At 33.2% G+C, this 18,308-nt stretch carries 15 protein-coding genes and 1 riboswitch; of the genes, 11 read left to right on the top strand and 4 right to left on the bottom strand.

The window, feature by feature from the left end; translation table 11 throughout:
• Both CD036_RS09670 and CD036_RS09665 read left to right on the top strand, forming a co-directional pair.
• The coding region (locus tag CD036_RS09670) for an ABC transporter permease (protein ID WP_258027396.1) at positions 1-1,161 on the top strand (1,161 nt) is incomplete at its 5' end.
• A gap of 316 nt (positions 1,162-1,477) precedes the next feature.
• Positions 1,478-2,497: an aldose epimerase family protein gene (locus CD036_RS09665; RefSeq protein WP_021459706.1), complete on the top strand. Its 1,020-nt coding sequence runs from the start codon at positions 1,478-1,480 to the stop codon at positions 2,495-2,497.
• A gap of 179 nt (positions 2,498-2,676) precedes the next feature.
• Here CD036_RS09665 and CD036_RS09660 read toward each other — a convergent pair whose 3' ends face one another.
• A complete protein-coding gene (locus CD036_RS09660; protein ID WP_031266797.1) occupies positions 2,677-3,330 on the bottom strand; it encodes an MOSC domain-containing protein in 654 nt (217 codons plus the stop codon).
• A 198-nt stretch (positions 3,331-3,528) separates the two neighbouring features.
• On the opposite strand from CD036_RS09660, the gene CD036_RS09655 reads away from it, so the two are divergent.
• Entirely contained in the window at positions 3,529-4,212 is a 684-nt protein-coding gene (locus CD036_RS09655; RefSeq protein ID WP_002510292.1) for a ribose 5-phosphate isomerase A, read from the top strand.
• Between the two features lie 74 nt (positions 4,213-4,286).
• Here the strand turns inward: CD036_RS09655 and sdpC are convergent, their stop codons facing one another.
• Entirely contained in the window at positions 4,287-5,492 is a 1,206-nt protein-coding gene (gene sdpC / locus CD036_RS09650; protein ID WP_002510291.1) for a peptidoglycan release complex CPBP-like subunit SdpC, read from the bottom strand.
• Between the two features lie 260 nt (positions 5,493-5,752).
• Between sdpC and hutG the strand changes: the two genes are divergently transcribed.
• Entirely contained in the window at positions 5,753-6,685 is a 933-nt protein-coding gene (hutG, locus tag CD036_RS09645; RefSeq protein ID WP_002510290.1) for a formimidoylglutamase, read from the top strand.
• On the opposite strand, the gene CD036_RS09640 is transcribed toward hutG, so the two are convergent.
• Positions 6,675-7,550 carry a LysR family transcriptional regulator gene (locus CD036_RS09640; protein WP_002510289.1) on the bottom strand — a complete coding sequence of 292 codons (876 nt, stop codon included), beginning with the start codon at positions 7,548-7,550 and terminating at the stop codon, positions 6,675-6,677. The two genes, hutG and CD036_RS09640, sit on opposite strands and share 11 nt — an antisense overlap.
• A 223-nt stretch (positions 7,551-7,773) precedes the next feature.
• Here CD036_RS09640 and hutU point away from each other — a divergent pair, with 223 nt between their 5' ends.
• From hutU to CD036_RS09610, 6 genes are all read left to right on the top strand, one after another.
• Complete coding sequence (gene hutU, locus CD036_RS09635) at positions 7,774-9,441, top strand: urocanate hydratase (protein ID WP_002510288.1); 1,668 nt, start codon at positions 7,774-7,776, stop codon at positions 9,439-9,441.
• Positions 9,434-10,672, top strand: coding sequence for an imidazolonepropionase (hutI, locus tag CD036_RS09630; RefSeq protein ID WP_002510287.1), 1,239 nt, complete (start codon positions 9,434-9,436; stop codon positions 10,670-10,672). Before hutU ends, hutI begins: the two co-directional genes overlap by 8 nt.
• Positions 10,673-11,086: 414 nt before the next feature.
• Positions 11,087-12,208, top strand: a complete 1,122-nt coding sequence (locus CD036_RS09625) for an amidohydrolase (RefSeq protein ID WP_002510286.1) — start codon at positions 11,087-11,089, stop codon at positions 12,206-12,208.
• A gap of 295 nt (positions 12,209-12,503) precedes the next feature.
• Positions 12,504-13,115: a flavin reductase family protein gene (locus CD036_RS09620; RefSeq protein WP_021459703.1), complete on the top strand. Its 612-nt coding sequence runs from the start codon at positions 12,504-12,506 to the stop codon at positions 13,113-13,115.
• Positions 13,116-13,198: 83 nt separating this feature from the next.
• Positions 13,199-13,302, top strand: a riboswitch (SAM riboswitch).
• Positions 13,303-13,373: 71 nt separating this feature from the next.
• The gene (locus CD036_RS09615; protein WP_103388523.1) at positions 13,374-14,675 is read left to right on the top strand and encodes a Na+/H+ antiporter NhaC family protein; all 1,302 of its coding nucleotides are present in this window, start codon (positions 13,374-13,376) and stop codon (positions 14,673-14,675) included.
• 142 nt (positions 14,676-14,817) lie between these two features.
• Complete coding sequence (locus CD036_RS09610) at positions 14,818-15,333, top strand: SRPBCC family protein (protein WP_002510283.1); 516 nt, start codon at positions 14,818-14,820, stop codon at positions 15,331-15,333.
• Between the two features lie 170 nt (positions 15,334-15,503).
• Here the strand turns inward: CD036_RS09610 and CD036_RS09605 are convergent, their stop codons facing one another.
• Positions 15,504-16,265, bottom strand: a complete 762-nt coding sequence (locus tag CD036_RS09605; RefSeq protein WP_002510282.1) for a MurR/RpiR family transcriptional regulator — start codon at positions 16,263-16,265, stop codon at positions 15,504-15,506.
• Between the two features lie 209 nt (positions 16,266-16,474).
• Here CD036_RS09605 and CD036_RS09600 point away from each other — a divergent pair, with 209 nt between their 5' ends.
• Positions 16,475-18,070: an alpha-glucoside-specific PTS transporter subunit IIBC gene (locus tag CD036_RS09600; RefSeq protein WP_002510281.1), complete on the top strand. Its 1,596-nt coding sequence runs from the start codon at positions 16,475-16,477 to the stop codon at positions 18,068-18,070.
• The last annotated feature ends 238 nt before the right edge of the window (positions 18,071-18,308 follow it).

Here is an 18,308-nt window from a genome sequence, read left to right as displayed (position 1 = left end):
GGATTAGTAGTATTGCTTATTTTAGTAGCTGCTAACGCAAATAAAATTATAGATTTTTTCGATGATGGACCAGATGAAATTGGTGTTGCTACAACGAACAGTGACATATATAAAGTAATAAAAGAGCAAGGAGACCATATAAATAATGATGCCAAATTTACTCGAGTCTCTTCAGCAGATTTAAAAAAACAAATCAGGTCAGAAAAACTTAATATGGGTTATGTCATTACCGAAGAGAATAATAAATTGACCGCTAAAATTTTAAGTAAAGATTCTGTAGACCAAGAAGATAAACAAAACTTAGAGACAGTATTGACGACAATCCAAACTCAAATGACTGCGGCCCAACTTAATTTATCACAAGCTGAGTTAAAGGAACTACAAAGTAAAAGTAAAGTAGAATCAGAAATGGTTTCAACAAATAAAGATGATACAAAATTAAGTGAAGCACAAAAATCATTTAATATTATTGTAGTTTATGCTGGGCTTATGCTTATGTTCTTTATTATTATTAATTATGCTAGTCAAATTGCCATGGAGATTGCTACAGAGAAAACATCGCGTGTAATAGAAATGATTATCACTAGTGTTTCGCCCATCACACACATTTTAGCTAAAATTACAGGTGTCATTGCGGTAGCGTTAACTCAAATTGCGATATTTGTCTTAGTAGGTATTCTAGCCTTTTTCGCTTTTGATATGAGTGAGATGTTACAAGGTTTTGAAGTTAAACCTAATGAGTTAACACTTCAAATAGTTATTGTAGGAATTATTAATTTGATTATTGGTATACTATCATATGTCATCTTGGCCGCTATACTAGGCTCTATCACATCTCGTATTGAAGACATTAATCAAGCGTTAATGCCTATGACCTTAATAAGTATGATAGCGTTCTACGTTTCCTTATATAGTGTAATGAACAATGATACGCTATTAACGAAAATAACAAGCTTTATTCCGTTATTTTCACCATTTGTAATGTTTGTGCGTGCTGCTTCACCAGAAGTACAACTTTGGGAAATCGTTGTTAGTATTGTGCTCGCAATTATAGTAACTATTATTTTATTATGGATTGCTATTAAAAGCTATAAGGATTCTGTCCTTAGCTTTGACAAAAGTGCTGCTACGGCAATGAAAAAAGTGTTTGGTAAACGATAATTCAATTTATTAATTTGTAAAAATTTACAAATAGTATAGATTTATTTTGAAATTAATTGTTACAATGTATTTAACTAACAGTAAAGGAATATGAAGCAAAAATTAAGCTTTTACTTAGCATCTCGGTTTAAAGTCATCATTGTGAAATCGTTCAATACAGACGACATGTTTTAGGAAAGGGCATGTAAGTGTGTGTTAAGCTTGCTATAATAAGTATCATGATTTTATTGTTAAACAATTTCTATCTAATTATCGACGTCAACAAGTTGTCTTTAGGCATTGATGCAGGTGTTAGTCTGAAAGGGAGTAATTGAAGATGTTTGCTACAGTTGAAAAACAAAGAAATGGGATAGTACTAATTAATATTGATAATGAAGAAACCAAGATAGTCTTTACTAATTACGGTGCTCGTATAGTATCTTGGAAGTATGACGATAACAGCATTGTGTTAGGAAATATTGTGGAAGCGGATGAATTCTACGAACCTAATCCATTTTTCTTTGGGGCTACAGTGGGACGATACGGTGGCCGCATTGCTAACGCTACATTTGAGTTAGATGGTAAAACATATCATTTAGAGCACAATGATGGTGCTCACAATATTCATGGGGGTACTAACGGTTTAGATTCACGCTTTTTTGATTATCAAATTGAAGAACAAGTTGGTCAGATTAAAATCATTTTTACAACCCAAATTAAAAGTACAGATGATTATTTCCCAGGTGATATTGAATTAAAAGTTATTCATACTTATGATATGGATCATAAATGGACGATAGAATACGAAGCAACAACTACCGAAAAAACACTATTCAATCCTATGAATCATGTGTATTTTAATTTAAATAGAGACAATAATATGATTGATAATCATTATATAAGTAGTAATAAATTAGCAATGTACCCATTAGGTGAAGACAATATAGTTAACAGTACCGATACTATAGATTTGTCTACTATATTTAATAGTAATAAGATTCAATTTAAAGAGCTTTTTACAAGTGAAAATCCTAAAATCAAACAACAAATGGACATGTTTAATGGTGTTGATCATCCTTTTGAAGTTGAAAATGGTGAAATGGCAGTAGAAAATAAACGTTTTGTATTACAAGTAAAGACAGATATGCCGAATATTGTTATTTTTACTTTTAATGATACTAGTAGTTGGGATAGTGACTTCAATATTTATAAAGCACATTCTGGTTTTACATTGGAAACACAATGTATCCCTAATGATATAAATCTTTATGGTGACAAAGCACCGTCTATTATTACACCAGATCAACCATATTACTCTAAGACGTCATATAAAATATTTGAAAAAGCAGACATTTAATAAGTAAATGAGTATTATAAGACACGATTAAAATAAAACACTTTAAAAGAAGCTTGAGCAAAATGTCGCTCGAGCCTCTTTTTTTTATGCAATAAATGATATGTACTTTACATCAGCTTTCATTTAGATAAGTTAGCAGAACGGTAGCATTAATTAATAGTAACAATCGCGCAGTAATTTTATAGTTGTTGAGCTTTGGTTAATAATCGTTGTAATTTGTCGATACGTGCGGTTGTTAAATAAGGGTTTTGAAGTGCATAAGTTAATTTAGAAATATTATTGCGATCATTATACATAAGGTGATTGAGCTCAAAAACAGAAAGCAACGTATCATCAGGAGCTTGCTGAATTAAATGTAAGTTATCATCTGGAGCGACATAGCCCTCTTTTAACACTCTAAAATAAAATCCAGTTCTTCCTGAACTAGACATACGTTTTACTAAATCTGGAATTTGATATTTCGTTTGAATTTTCCAACAAGGTTCTCTTATTTCAGAAACTTCAATGATTGCAGAACCGAGTTGGTATTGATTACCAAAGTAAGTTGTCTTTTCATCCATATGTTTAGCAGTTAAATTTTCTCCAAACATCGCGTAATCTGGTAATTCTGTGATATCATCTTGCCACATTTGATAATTTGATTTACTGAATAAGCATAATGCTTTGTCTGGACCACCATGTCCTTTATAAGCTTGTTCATCGTCGCAAAAACCAGTTGTCGTAAGCCAGCATGTATCTGTGAATACTGTTTTGTTTAAAGCAGATTGCATTTGCTTTTTACCGTATGTGAGGGTTTCGATTTTACCAGTTGAAATGGCATTTAATTCATAAATCATAGTGTAACCTCCTTGTATCGTTACGCTTTATTGTATAGGAAGAAACGGTAAAATCATAGATGAAAAAAATAAACGCTTAAATTGAGTGAGCATCTACTGGAAGTTTTCAGTTGGCTGTTTTTAGTTTATATCTATATCTTTTAAAAATTCTAATGTACAATGATATTAAAAGAATGGTTATAAAGGGGCAACAATATGAATAAAAAACAGTTGAAGATAAGTACATTTAGTGATGCTTTAAGCCAAATTACAGATGGTATGATATTGGGTATTGGTTCTGGTTCAACGATTGAACTCCTTGTACCTAAAATTGCTGAAAAAATTGAGCATGAACAACTGTCAATTACTGGCGTATGTACTTCTAACAAAACTGCATATATTGCAAAAAATTTAGGTATGCATATTATAGATGTAAATGATGTCGACTATATTGATCTCGCTATTGATGGTGCAGATGAAGTGGATCCACAGCTTAATTTGATTAAAGGTGGCGGTGGAGCACTATTTAGGGAAAAAGTAATAGATGCTATGGCAGAGCGATTTATTGTTTTAGCAGATGATTCTAAGTTAGTGGATTATCTTGGTGAAACATTCAAATTACCCGTAGAAGTTGATAAATTTAATTGGTTATTAGTGGCTAAGAAAATAGAGGCTTATGGCCAATTACAAGTGGAAAGACGACTGGCTAATGACATTCCATTTGTTACGGATAATGGTAATTATATATTAGATATAACGCTAAATCATACAATCGATCCATATGAGATGCATGAGTTTTTAATTCACTTAGTAGGTGTATTAGAGACTGGATATTTCTTAGATGTCACAGACCAAGTAATTATTGGCACACAAAATGGTGTAAATATTATTAATAAATAAAGAAAGCATGTGTTTTGAATAGTTGTATCAATAACTATTTCAAAACACATGCTTTTTGTATTGTAACTATGAAATTATCTTCGATTACGTCGTTTACTTTTCAAAAAGAATGATGAACGTTGATTTTGAGTTTCTGTGTTGTCGTTTGTAGGTTCATCATCTGTTGATGTTTGACTTTCATCTTCGTTAAGCGAAGGTTCTATTTCTTCTGATTGATGCAGTTGATGAGATGTTGTTTCAGTATCATTAGCGACATTTTTCGCAATGTTGTTATCTTGGCTAGCAGTAGCTACTGTTGATGAAGTATCGTCATTTTCTTGATGAGTAGAATTCATTTCATCTTGCTCATCATGAACGGTAGACGATGTATCGGCAGAAGCTGGTTCATAGTCATTTGTTGCTTGTTCAGTTTCTGCTGGCGTGTCATTCACATCTAAATGTGACTCGTCATCTAGGTGATCCATATAGTTATTTTCTTCAATTTCATCTAAGTTTCTTTTCGTGAAGAAGTATAATATAACTCGTATAATCATAGTAATTAGTAAGTATACAACACCAACTGCTACAGTTGATAAGGCAATCACTTTCATAGCAAAGACATTGCCTAGCTCTTCATTAAATAAAAATACTAAGCCAAATGACATAACAAAGTGGAACAGTGTAGCAATATAAATTGTTCTACCTTTCGTACCTCTAATTAATTCGCCAATAATCATTGAAAAAGCGAATGTATATAAGAAGTTATATGCAGCGAATGTCATACCGAAACTAAGGTTTAAGTTCCAGATTGAATATAGAATCCCTACAAGAATTGATGCGAAAAAAGTATAAATACGATTTTCTACAATGTTTTGTAAGTAAGAACGGAAGCCAAATTCAATTAACATTGCTGTGATTAATTGTCCGATAATTACAGTAGTTAGAGAAACGGAAAAGTCTTCTGCTTGTAATAAAATAAAACTATCAGCAAGAATATTAAAACTAACCATTGCAACTGCTAAAATAGTTAACGGTAAAATTAATGCTAAAAGGATACGTTCTATTGTTTTTAAACCAATGGTAAATTTTAAACCGCCTAATTGAAGACGTTTATGTTTGAAAATTAATAAACAGAATAGAGCACCGATAAATGGAGCAATAGCTGTTATGTCAAATACGAAAGATTTATAAGGTAAACTACCTTGGAAATCTTTGAGTATAATAGGTAGTACGTATGCAATGATAAAGAACAGGAATACAATCATTGCCCACTGAAAACCTGGTATACGTTTATTATTCATTTATGTAACCTCCATAATAGGTATGAAAAAAATCATTTAATGGTAATTATACAGATTTAGCTGTTAGAAATAAATCATTAATCAAAAATATCATTGAAATGTAATAGTTCTGATGATTTATTCATATAAGTGAAACAATTTGTATTGTAATCAATGCATTAAACGCACATTGTAACGGGTAAAAGAAATTTAGGAATTGAATTCAAAAAAATGTAAGCGTATACTTTAATTGTTCATTTAGTTTTTAAAGGGGGAGAACTATGTATAAGTTACCTGATACTGAGCTTTGGACTGGCAGAACAGATAGTGCAACAAATCAAGAACACTTTAGGCATTTCCAAACAATAAAGTTTGGTGATTTAACACAACAATTAAATATTAATGAAAAACAAGGTGTTGGATTATTAGGTTACGCTGTTGATAAAGGTGTAGAGCTTAACAAAGGTAGAATGGGTGCTAAAGAAGGACCAGATGCTATAAGGAAAGCTTTTGCCAATTTACCTGATCTTAGTCAATGTTCCATTTGTGATTACGGTAATGTTGAGCATCATGAGAGTCAACTAATAAAAACACAACAAGAGTATGGCCATTTAGTTGCAGAATCTATTAGTCGCCATAAGCAAACGTTTCTCTTAGGTGGCGGTCATGATATAGCATATGCGCAATATTTAGGCGTGAGAGAAGCGTATCCAGATGCTTCAATCGGTGTTATTAACATTGATGCGCATTTTGATACAAGGGAAGAGCAGAGTTCTACTTCGGGTACAAGTTTTCGACAAATATTAGAAGAAGATGATAATACTGCATATTTGGTACTTGGTATTCAACAAGGGGGCAATACAGCAGCACTATTTAATTATGCGGATGCTAAAGGTATACAATATGTATATGCCGACGAGTTATTACACCAATTATCACCACCAATTAAAGATAAAATAGAACGTTTTATACATCATCATGATGTCATTATGTTCACAATATGTATGGACGTCATTGATAGTGCCTTTGCACCAGGAGTCAGTGCTACAGCAGTGCTAGGACTTTATCCGAACCTAGTATTAGAAATGGCCAAAAGAATTATACCTAGCGAAAAGGTTTCAACGATTAGTATCGCCGAAACCAATCCTCAATATGATGTTGATAATAGGACAGCAAAATTAACAGCTAACTTTTTCCATCACTTTATTTTATGACGTTCCAATAATCTTTACAGTGATCTACCAACGAAAGCACACGTTCAGAGTGCTTTCGTTTTTTGTAATAATTAATAAAAATTGTGCGCCCAAGTTTTGGTTTAATCTCAATTGCATCTAAATTGTTAGCATTGAATGACTGATAATAAAATCTTGGAATAACAGCGTAACCTAAACCACGATGTACAAAATTTGTAGCAGCTTCAAAACGGTCAGCCTCAATAACGATGTTAGGATGAATATTCATACGCATGAAATAATCATCTAAATGTTTGCGTACTTGTAAACCTTTAGAAGGTAATATTAGTGGTAATGATTTGATAATAATTGTACGTTGTTGTTTAAAAGCATTTTGTGGTGTAAGTAAGACATACGATTCTTCATATAATGGAATAGACTGTATGTCTTCATGAGTGATTTGTTCATTGGTTAAAGCTAAATGTGTTTCAAAATTTAACAAGTGCTCTAATATAATCGCTTGATCATGTACTTCCGAGATTTGATAAGTTTGGTTTGGAAAAGTTGAACGGTGTGTCGTTATGATTTGAGATACCCATTGATTTGTAGATTCCAGAATGGAAAATTTAATTTTAGGGACTTCACTAATATTTAAATCATGCATTTTCTCCATTGTTTGATGGTAGTTTTGTACTAGGTCAACAGCATAGTTATAAAATTGGATACCTTTTTCTGTAATTTTGATATCTTTTGTCGTACGCGTAAATAAATCGTAGCCTAAATCTGCTTCCATTTTTTTGATCGTAGCTGTTAAAGAAGGCTGGCTTATATGTAAAAATTGAGCAGCTTGTGTAAAGTTATTGTATTTTACTATAGCTAGAAAATACTCTAGTTGAATTATTTTCATATACATAACACTCCTAACGTTTATTTATAGTTTTAAGTTATGAATCATTAGTTTATTAATATTGGTTATCTATAAATAATCATAATATACTTAAGTCATAAGGTACATAAATTTTATCTGTTGTAAACACAAAGCATATTAATAAGGGGTTTGCTTTCTGTAGTCGCTGGACATGACTATACATGACAACTGTAATTAAACAGAGGAATGGAGTGGAATAAATATGAGAAAAATCCAAGCTAAAAAAGGGTTAGATATTGAATGTAAAGGTTGGGAACAAGAAGCGGTATTGCGTATGCTGTATAACAATTTAGACCCAGAAGTAGCAGAGCGACCTGAAGATTTAGTTGTCTATGGCGGTATTGGCAAAGCAGCTAGAAATTGGGAAGCATTTGAAGCAATTGAAGAAACATTACGTAATTTAGAAGCGGATGAAACTATGTTAGTCCAATCTGGTAAACCTGTTGCTGTATTCAAGACACATGAAGAAGCACCAAGAGTATTACTGTCAAATTCAGTATTAGTTCCTGAATGGGCGAACTGGGAGCATTTTAATGAATTGGATAAAAAAGGATTAATGATGTATGGACAAATGACAGCTGGTAGTTGGATATATATTGGCTCTCAAGGAATTGTACAAGGAACTTATGAAACGTTTGGTGAGTTAGCGAACCAACATTACAATGGTAAATTAAATGGAACGGTAACACTCACTGCAGGACTAGGTGGCATGGGTGGTGCTCAACCATTAGCAGTAACTATGAATGGTGGTGTCGTAATCGGTGTCGATGTCGATGAATCTAGAATCGATAAGCGAATTGAAACGAAATATTGTGATGTTAAAACGGACAGTTTAGACGAAGCGCTAAAATTAGCTGATGAAGCAAGAACGGCTGGCCAACCATTATCTATTGGTTTAATAGGCAATGCTGTTGATGTTCATAAAGCAATTTTAGATAAAGGTTTTAAAATTGATATTATCACGGACCAAACAAGTGCGCATGACCCATTAAATGGTTATATACCACAAGGGTATTCAATAGAAGAGGCAAAAGCACTTAGACAGAAAGATCCTAAAGAATATGTTAAAAAATCTGAACAATCTATGGCACAGCATGTAGAGTTAATGCTAGCATTTCAACAAAATGGTGCTATTGCATTTGATTATGGTAATAATATAAGACAAGTTGCATTTAATAATGGTGTAAGTAATGCATTTGATTTCCCAGGATTTGTTCCTGCTTATATAAGACCGTTATTTTGTGAAGGTAAAGGGCCATTTAGATTTGCAGCATTAAGTGGAGATCCAAAAGATATTGAACGTGCAGATGAGGAAATGAGAAAATTATTCCCAGATAACGAAAAATTAAATCGTTGGCTAGACTTAGCAACGGAAAAAATTGCGTTCCAAGGGTTACCATCTCGAATTGCATGGTTAGGTTATGGTGAACGTGCAAAAATGGGAGTTGCATTAAATAAATTAGTACGTGATGGCGAGATTTCGGCACCTGTTGTCATTGGTCGTGATCATTTAGACTCTGGTTCAGTAGCTAGTCCTAACAGAGAAACTGAAGGTATGCAAGATGGATCAGATGCAGTTGGTGATTGGGCTATTTTAAATGCACTTGTGAATACTGCTGCAGGCGGTTCTTGGATTTCATTCCACCATGGTGGTGGCGTAGGAATGGGCTATTCTCTACATGCTGGTATGGTCGTAGTCGCAGATGGTTCAGAACGTGCAGAAAAACGTTTAGAACGTGTATTAACAACTGATCCAGGCATGGGTGTTGTGAGACATGCAGATGCTGGATACGACAAGTCTGTAGAAGTGGCAAAAGAGAAAGGTATTCATATTCCAATGATTACAAAAGAGGTGACACATAATGAATGATTTAGTTATTCAAAATATTAAACAGTTAATTTTACCAAAAAAAACAGACAAACCATTAAAAGGGCAAGAGTTAAATGACTTAGAACTCATTGAAAATGGGACAGTTGTAGTTAATGATGGCAAAATTGTTTATTCTGGTCCTTATACTACTGAATATGAAGCGACAGAGACAATTGATGCTAGTGATAAAGTGGTATCACCTGCGCTTGTTGAAGCACATACGCATTTAGTACATGGAGGTTCTCGTGAGCATGAGATGTCTTTAAAAAGACAAGGTGTATCTTACTTAGAAATTTTAGAACAGGGTGGCGGTATTTTAAATACAGTAGATGCCACTAGACAAGCGAGTGAAGCGGAATTATTCTCTAAAGCTGAAAAAAACTTATTAACTATGGTTCAACATGGTGTGCTTACAATTGAAAGTAAAAGTGGATATGGCTTAGATAAAGAAAATGAATTAAAACAATTAAAAGTATCCAATCAATTAGCTGAGAAATATAATTTAACTATGAGACATACATTTTTAGGGCCACATGCAGTGCCTAAAGACGCAACGTCTAATCAAGCATTTTTACAAGAAATGATTGACTTATTACCAGAAGTTAAACCATATGCTGACTTTGCCGATATATTTTGTGAGACAGGCGTCTTTACTATTGATGAGTCTAAAGCATATATGGAAGCAGCTAAGCAACAAGGTTTTAAAGTGAAAATTCATGCAGATGAAATTGATCCATTAGGTGGTTTGGAATTAGCTATTGATGAACAAGCGATTTCTGCAGATCATCTTGTAGCATCTAGCGAAGAAGGCAAAGCAAAATTACGTGATAGTGATACTGTAGCTGTGCTATTACCTGGAACAACGTTTTATTTAGGTAAGGAACAATATGCAGATGCACGTGGCATGATTGACAATAATGGTGCGATTGCTATTGCTACTGATTTTAACCCAGGAAGTTGTGTTACTAACAATTTACAACTTGTCATGGCTATTGCTTCCTTAAAATTAAAGCTTTCTGCAAATGAAATATGGAATGCAGTAACTGTAAATGCGGCTAAAGCCATTGACGTTGATGCCGGAACTATTGATAAAGGTGACAAAGCGAATATTGTCATTTGGGACGCACCTAATCATGAATATGTTCTTTACCATTATGGTATTAATCATGCTTCTAAAGTTATAAAAGACGGCAAAGTTATTGTAGATAATCAATATCAGTTACAAAATTAATATAAAGAGCTATGGGACAAGCATAATCATAGCATGTTATTGAAGCAACGATAAACATGTAAATGATTTATGCCTGTCCTATTTTTAATGTTAAATTTTAAATTCCGTTAACTATGATAATATAAAGAACATAAATTAATTTACATAGTCTCTGTTTAAAACTACGAATGGGAGTAATTTAACGTTTTAACATGTGCTTGTTGGAAAAAATAGCTTAGCTTTTTAACGAGCAAGTTTAAACTATTCGTTATTACTTCTTGCTATAATAGGCTATAGTAAATAAAAGCGATTGATTTAGTCGGTTATTTAATAAAAGTAGTTATGTGTATAAATGGAAAGCTGTTTTAAGGCAGAATAAGAACTATATGTTTCTATAAAATATACACATCGACAATATCAAAGGAGTGAGAAGGGATGACAAGTTTTGATGATTATGTAAAATGGAGACGTCTTTTTCATCAATATCCTGAAGTATCAGATTATGAATATGAAACAACTAAAAAAATTAGAACTATTTTGGAATCATATGATATTAAAATATTAGATTTGCCGTTGGATACAGGTTTAGTTGCTGAAGTCGGACAAGGTGAGCAGTTTATAGCGGTACGTACTGATATAGATGCTTTACCTATAATTGAACAAGTTGAACATGATTTTAAATCGACTGCAGAAGGCGTAATGCATGCTTGTGGTCATGATATTCATATGGCAAGTATTTTAGCCGTAGCAATAAAACTTAAAGCTATGGAAACGCAATTAAATGGTCGTGTACGCATTATTTTTCAACCTGCAGAAGAAATAGCACATGGCGCATATAGTATTACTAATACTGGAGCATTGGAAGGTGTGAAAGCAGTATTAGGTTATCACAATTATCCTTCATTAGCTGTCGGTGAATTTGCTATCAAACAAGGAACGGTGACCTCAGCAGTAGACCGTTTTGAAATAACAATCCATGGTAAAGGTGCACATGCTGCTAAACCTGAACAAGGTAATGATCCAACAATCGTCTTAGGCCAACTCATTACTAGTATTCAATCAATAGTAAGTCGGAATTTATCTGCCTTTGATCAAGGTGTCGTGACTATCGGTGAAGTGTCTTCAGGTAATACATGGAATGTAATTGCTGACAATGCTTATGTACAAGGTACAGTACGTACGTTTGACGCGGAAGTACAACATTTAATAGAACAACGTTTACAACAAATATGTGATGGCCTTGCGCAAACTTTTGATGTGGAAATTGAGCTAACTTATCATAAACTACCGGGAGCAGTGGTAAATGATGAACAACTAACACAGGATGCTATCGATGTGGCTCGTAACGTTGGTTATAACGTCACAATAATGGATAAACCGTTAACTATAGGAGAAGATTTTTCAGGTTTTTCAAACCAGTACCCAAGTGTATTTGCATTTATTGGGTCAGATAGTATGTATGATTTACATCACCCAAAATATGATCCGAACGAAGAAATATTACGATTAGTACCTGATTATTTTGTAGCATTTGTCCAAAAATTATTAAACGAATGAATGGTATAATATGTAATTGCTACCAGCGTTTTGGGGTAAACAAAAGTATAAAAATTTAATAGGCGAGTGTGTTTATGTCTAATATAAATCTAAGAATTAAATTTTCTAATGCTGATTTACTACAACAAGAATAATTAGTACGGGAATACCCCTTGATTTATGGCGGTAAAATGTCTTATCAAGGTTATGAAATTCTATTGGTATACAAATAGATTAAACATAAGAGTAACTTGTATTAGCATTGAATTTTGTTAGTATTTGGAATCGCTTATTATTGAATTAGGAGTATGAACAAATGAAAAGAATTGACCCACAAGGATTAACTAAAAAACAGAATTATAAATTATTAAGTGGTAGTGTCATTCCGAGACCCATTGCTTTTGTCACGACTCAAAGCGAAACCGGCGTAATGAATGCAGCACCATTTAGTTTTTTTAACGTGGTGAATAGTGCGCCCCCAATGATAATGATTTCAACAACGCGAGCAAATGGGAAAAGAAAAGATACCTCAGTAAATATAGAGCAAACCGGACAATTTGTTGTTCATATTACAGATAATAATATTGTAGAAGAAGTAAATAAGACGGCAGCTCCTATTGCTATAGAATTAAATGAATTAGAAAGAACATCATTAAATCTTGTGGATTCTGAAGCAGTAGATGTACCAGGGATTGCACAAGCTAAAGTACGTATGGAGTGTAAGTTGGATAGAATCATCCCACTAGGTGATAAGCTTGAAGGTTCTGATCTTATTATTGGTGAAGTAGTCATGTTTCATATAGCTGATGATGTATATTTTGAAGACAGTAAAATAAACCCTGACACTTTACAAGCTGTTAGTAGATTAGCTGGTAATGATTATGCTCACATAGGTGAAACATTTACGATAATTAGACCAAACAATTAATTTTATAGTTACTCAGTTAATAGTTTAGCTACAAACTGTTGACGTACTATCTAAAATGTTGTAACGTAATAACGAATTTAAATAGCTTATCAAGAGAAGTGGAGGGACTGGCCCTAGGAAGCTTCGGCAACATGGTAATGCGTGTGCCAATTCCAGTAGCAGCAAACATACTGCTAGAAGATAAGATGACAAGGTCTAATGCCGCTCTTTTCTTCAATAAGGAAAGAGCTTTTTTAATATGAAGAAAGTAGGTTAGTTATGAGTAAATTACAACAAGGTAGTTTTTGGGCACTATCGCCATTAATAGTATTTGTACTATTATTTTTAGGCGTTGGTATTATTACAGGTGATTTTACTACGATGCCATTAAATGTAGCAATTGTCATTGCTTCAATTTTTGGTTTGGTACAAAATAGGAAAAAGCCATTTGGTGAAAAAATAGATATTTTTACAAAAGGTGCAGGTCATCCTAATATTATTTTAATGGTGTTGATCTTTATTTTAGCGGGTGCCTTTTCACAAACAACGGAAAATATGGGAGGCGTACAATCTACTGTTAATCTCGGATTAACATTGATACCTGAGAATTTATTAATTGTAGGGTTGTTTGTAATTTCGATGTTTGTATCGATTTCAATGGGGACATCAGTTGGTACTGTTGCAGCCATTGCCCCAGTAGGTTTTGGACTTAGTCAAGCGACAGACATATCTTCAGCAATTACTATGGCTACAGTAGTAGGCGGTGCCATGTTTGGTGATAATTTATCTATGATTTCAGATACTACTATTGCAGCAGTACGTACTCAAAAAACAAAAATGAGCGACAAATTTAAAGTCAATTTTAAAATTGTTCTGCCGGGTGCACTCTTAACTATTATCGCGCTATGGTTTTTGACACAAGGTACACAAGTTGCTGACACAAAAAATTATGATTTTAACTTTATTAAAGTATTGCCTTATCTTATGGTCTTAATTTTAGCGATAGTAGGGGTTAATGTTGTAATTGTGTTAATAGGTGGTACGTTATTATCAGCAATTATAGGTCTGATTGATGGTTCATTTAAGTGGACGAGTTTATTACAATCTATTTCTAAAGGTATTATAGGTATGGAAGATATTGCCATCATTGCATTAATGATTGGTGGACTTGTAGCACTTATCCAACATAATGGCGGCATTGCATGGTTATTGAATTTTGTTCGGAATAGAGTGAAATCAAAGCGTGGGGCAGAGTTAGGTATAGCTGGTTTAGTAAGTACAGCTGATATTTCTACAGCTAATAATACAATTTCAATATTGATGGCAGGCCCATTAGCAAAAGATATTGCTGACGAGTATGATGTGGATCCAAGAAAATCCGCAAGTATTTTAGATATTTTCGCTAGTTGTTTCCAAGGAATCCTACCATATAGTCCACAACTTATTGCTGCTGCAGGTGTAGCAAAAGTATCTCCATTAGAATTGGTGCCATATAGCTTTTATCCAATGCTATTAGGTCTTTGTGGCTTAGTTGCTATTTTCTTAAAACTACCAAAATTAAAACCAAAAACACAAAAGTAGCGATTACTTTGACGTTCTAGTGTTTTGACGATAAAATATATTAGTTAATAACTATAACTACTAATTTTATTTGAAACGTTACAGTTTTGAATTGATGAGTATTACGGTAAGATAAAGGTAAGATTAAAGGTAGGTGACTATTTTGGCCAAGTACAACATTGAGAATGATAATGTGCAAGTACAATTGGAACGATTGTTTAAAGTTGAACCAGAATTGGTATATCAAGCTTGGACTGAGCAACAATTTTTGAAACGTTGGTTTATGACTTCTGAACGGACGAATCAAAGTATAACAATTGATGCGCGTGAAGAAGGTAAATATGAAATTGTTGATGTACGCAAAGGGAAAGCAAATAGAGTCCAAGGGACATTCGTTACCCTTGAACCGCATGACTATATTGAAATGACAATCGGCATGCCAGAACTGAGTGATGGTGAAGATACTATTCAAGTTGAAATATTTGAGCGTGAAGCTGGTATTACACAAATGCTATTTACGTATAGTGCGATAGTTCCTAAAGAGCGACGATTGACGCAATTAGAATATAAGCAAAAGAAAAAAGAATATCATGATTCAACAGCTCATGGTTTCGAAATGTTATTCGATAGGCTACAGGAAACAATTGAAGACTATCGTGAAAATTATAAAAATATTTAAAGAATAAATTAAAATTATAGTGCGCGGAATATAAATACAACAATTTAGTATATATAAATAGGTGACTATATGCTGAACACATTTATATACTAAGTATTAGCAATCTAGTCACCTTGATAATAGACGAAGCAATATGGCAGACAGTAATGTTTGATATCGCTTCGTCTTTTTTATGTGAAATTTTGTTGCACCATACGTTCGTGGTATTTGCGTAGTACAGTTTCAAAAAATATATGATAGCTAATAAAGCTTGAATAATCGGTACCATCTGTTAAATAGAAAGTATTACTAGAAACATAAATATTATAATTGGCTTTTTGTGCTAAATTGTTATCTTTTAACGTTGTGATAGAAAAGAAATATTTTTGTCTCACTTGCAAATAATTGGTGATCTCGGTTAATTGCTGTGATTCACCTGATAAAGAAATAATGAAGAAAATATCTTTATTTGTCGATTTATTTAATATCATTTTAAATTCATGAATATCATGTAAGACTATTACATTTTTATGGATAGTTAATAGTATACGTCGAGCTTCCTGTGCTACGTTCATTTGAGCTAAACCTGTACCATATAAATAAATCGTGTCTGCGTGGTAGATTTTATCTGTAATTAAGTGATAATCCACACGTTCCAAGTATGAGAATGTATTGGATATTTCTTGTTTGAATTGGTCTATGGAATCGGATGGTAACTGTGAGGGATGTTCTGTTTCAAACTTTAAGTATGACTTGAAATCACTATAACCATCGAATCCTAATTTTTTAGTAAACCGGTGTATTGAAGCATTGGAAGCATGCGTACGTGCAGCAAGCTCTTGGATTTTCATAGTTTTACATTCTCGTATATGTGTATTTACATAATGTGCAATTTGTATATCGTTATCGTTTAACTTTTCGAAATTGTTATTTAAGCGTTCGTCTAGTAACAACGCATTCACCTCTTCATAATTGAAAATATTTCCTTCATTTGAAAATATAATCTGATTATACAAAAGATTTCAATTTTAAGTCAAACCCTTGTTTATATGTAAGCGTTTACCTTAAGATGTTGTTAAGACATACAACTTGTATACGGTCAAAGTTGTAAATAACAGTATTTGATTAATGAGATTTAATTTTATGAATTGGGGTGGCAGTAATGAATGCTATAAAACGTTTTGGTAGTGCCATGATTGTACCGGTACTTATGTTTGCTTTCTTTGGTATTGTACTAGGATTTGCTACATTATTTAAAAATCCAGCAATTATGGGAAGTATAGCAGAGGATGGAACAACTTGGTTTAAAATATGGTCAGTGATTGAATCGGGTGGCTGGACAATTTTCAATCATATGGAAATTGTGTTTGTAGTAGGTTTACCTATTTCACTAGCTAAGCGAGCACCGGGACATGCTGCGTTAGCTGCATTAATGGGATATTTAATGTTTAATACTTTTATTAATGCGATTTTAACGCAATGGCCACATACATTTGGTGCCAATTTAGAAAAAGGCGTAGAAAACGTTACAGGATTAAAAGCTATTGCCGGTATTGAAACATTAGATACAAATATTTTAGGTGGTATTATTATTTCCAGTATAGTGACTTGGATACATAATAGATACTACAATAAAAAATTACCTGAAATGCTAGGTGTCTTCCAAGGATTAACGTTTGTAGTAAGTATTTCATTTTTTGTTATGCTTCCTATGGCGTTGCTTACTTGTATTGTATGGCCTACGATTCAAGCTGGTATAACATCATTACAAGGATTTATTGTAGGCTCTGGTTTTATTGGCGTCTGGTTATTCCATTTCCTAGAACGGGTGTTGATTCCAACAGGACTACATCATTTTATTTACGCTCCAATAGAAGTAGGACCAGTAGTAGTAAATCATGGTTTAAAAGCAGAATGGTTTAAACACGTTAATGAATTTGCCAATAGTACTAAACCATTAAAAGAACAGTTTCCATACGGCTTTATGTTACAAGGTAACGGTAAAGTATTCGGATCAATTGGTATAGCGTTGGCAATGTATTCAACTACACCTGCTGAAAACAAGAAGAAAATTGCAGCTTTACTTCTTCCAGCAACATTAACAGCTGTGGTAGTAGGTATTACTGAGCCATTAGAATTCACATTCTTATTTATTGCTCCATATTTATTTGTATTACATGCAATCCTATCAGCATCAATGGATACAATTATGTATGGCTTTGGTTTAGTAGGAAACTTTGGTGGCGGACTTATTGATTTCTTTGCTACAAATTGGATTCCACTAGCACAAAACCATTGGTTAACTTATGTTATCCAAATAATTATTGGTTTAATCTTTACAGGTATATATTTTGTAGTATTTAGATTTTTAATATTGAAATTTAATATACCATTACCAGGTCGTGATAAAGAGAAATCAGAAGTGAAGTTATATAGTAAGCAAGATTACAAAGAAAAACAAGGTGCTAATGATTCTGTTTATGCAGCTACAGGCGATGAATATACTGATAAAGCGAATTACTATTTACAAGGATTGGGTGGCGCAGAGAACATTAAAGATGTCACAAATTGTGCGACGAGATTACGCTTAACAGTGAAAGACCAAGAAAAAGTAGAAGATAATGATTACTTTATTCATAATCAGATGGCACATGGATTAGTAAAAAGTGGTAAAAACGTTCAAGTTATTGTTGGAATGTCAGTACCACAAGTAAGAGAAGCATTTGAAAATATGGTATTTACTGAAGATGAAGCATAATAAAAGTAGAGTGAGACAGAGATCTAATGGTAATAAAAAGTTTTCGTGGTCTCCTCTCCGTCTATAATGACTAAAGTAAAAAGATTAAGTTAAGCATATTTTCAGTTCGGTCATCTATGGGCATTATGAAAAGAGACTGGGACGAATTAATTTCGTCCCAGTCTCTTTTTGTACTTAGTTTTTAGCACGGTTACGTTAAAGTTCAAGTAATTAATGTAACTTTAAATTGATGTTATAC

The sequence above is a fragment of the Staphylococcus arlettae genome, from assembly GCF_002902345.1.
Lineage (GTDB): Bacteria > Bacillota > Bacilli > Staphylococcales > Staphylococcaceae > Staphylococcus > Staphylococcus arlettae.
The sequence above is the reverse complement of the archived record's forward strand: the minus strand, read 5'-3'. Positions and strand labels throughout refer to the sequence as shown.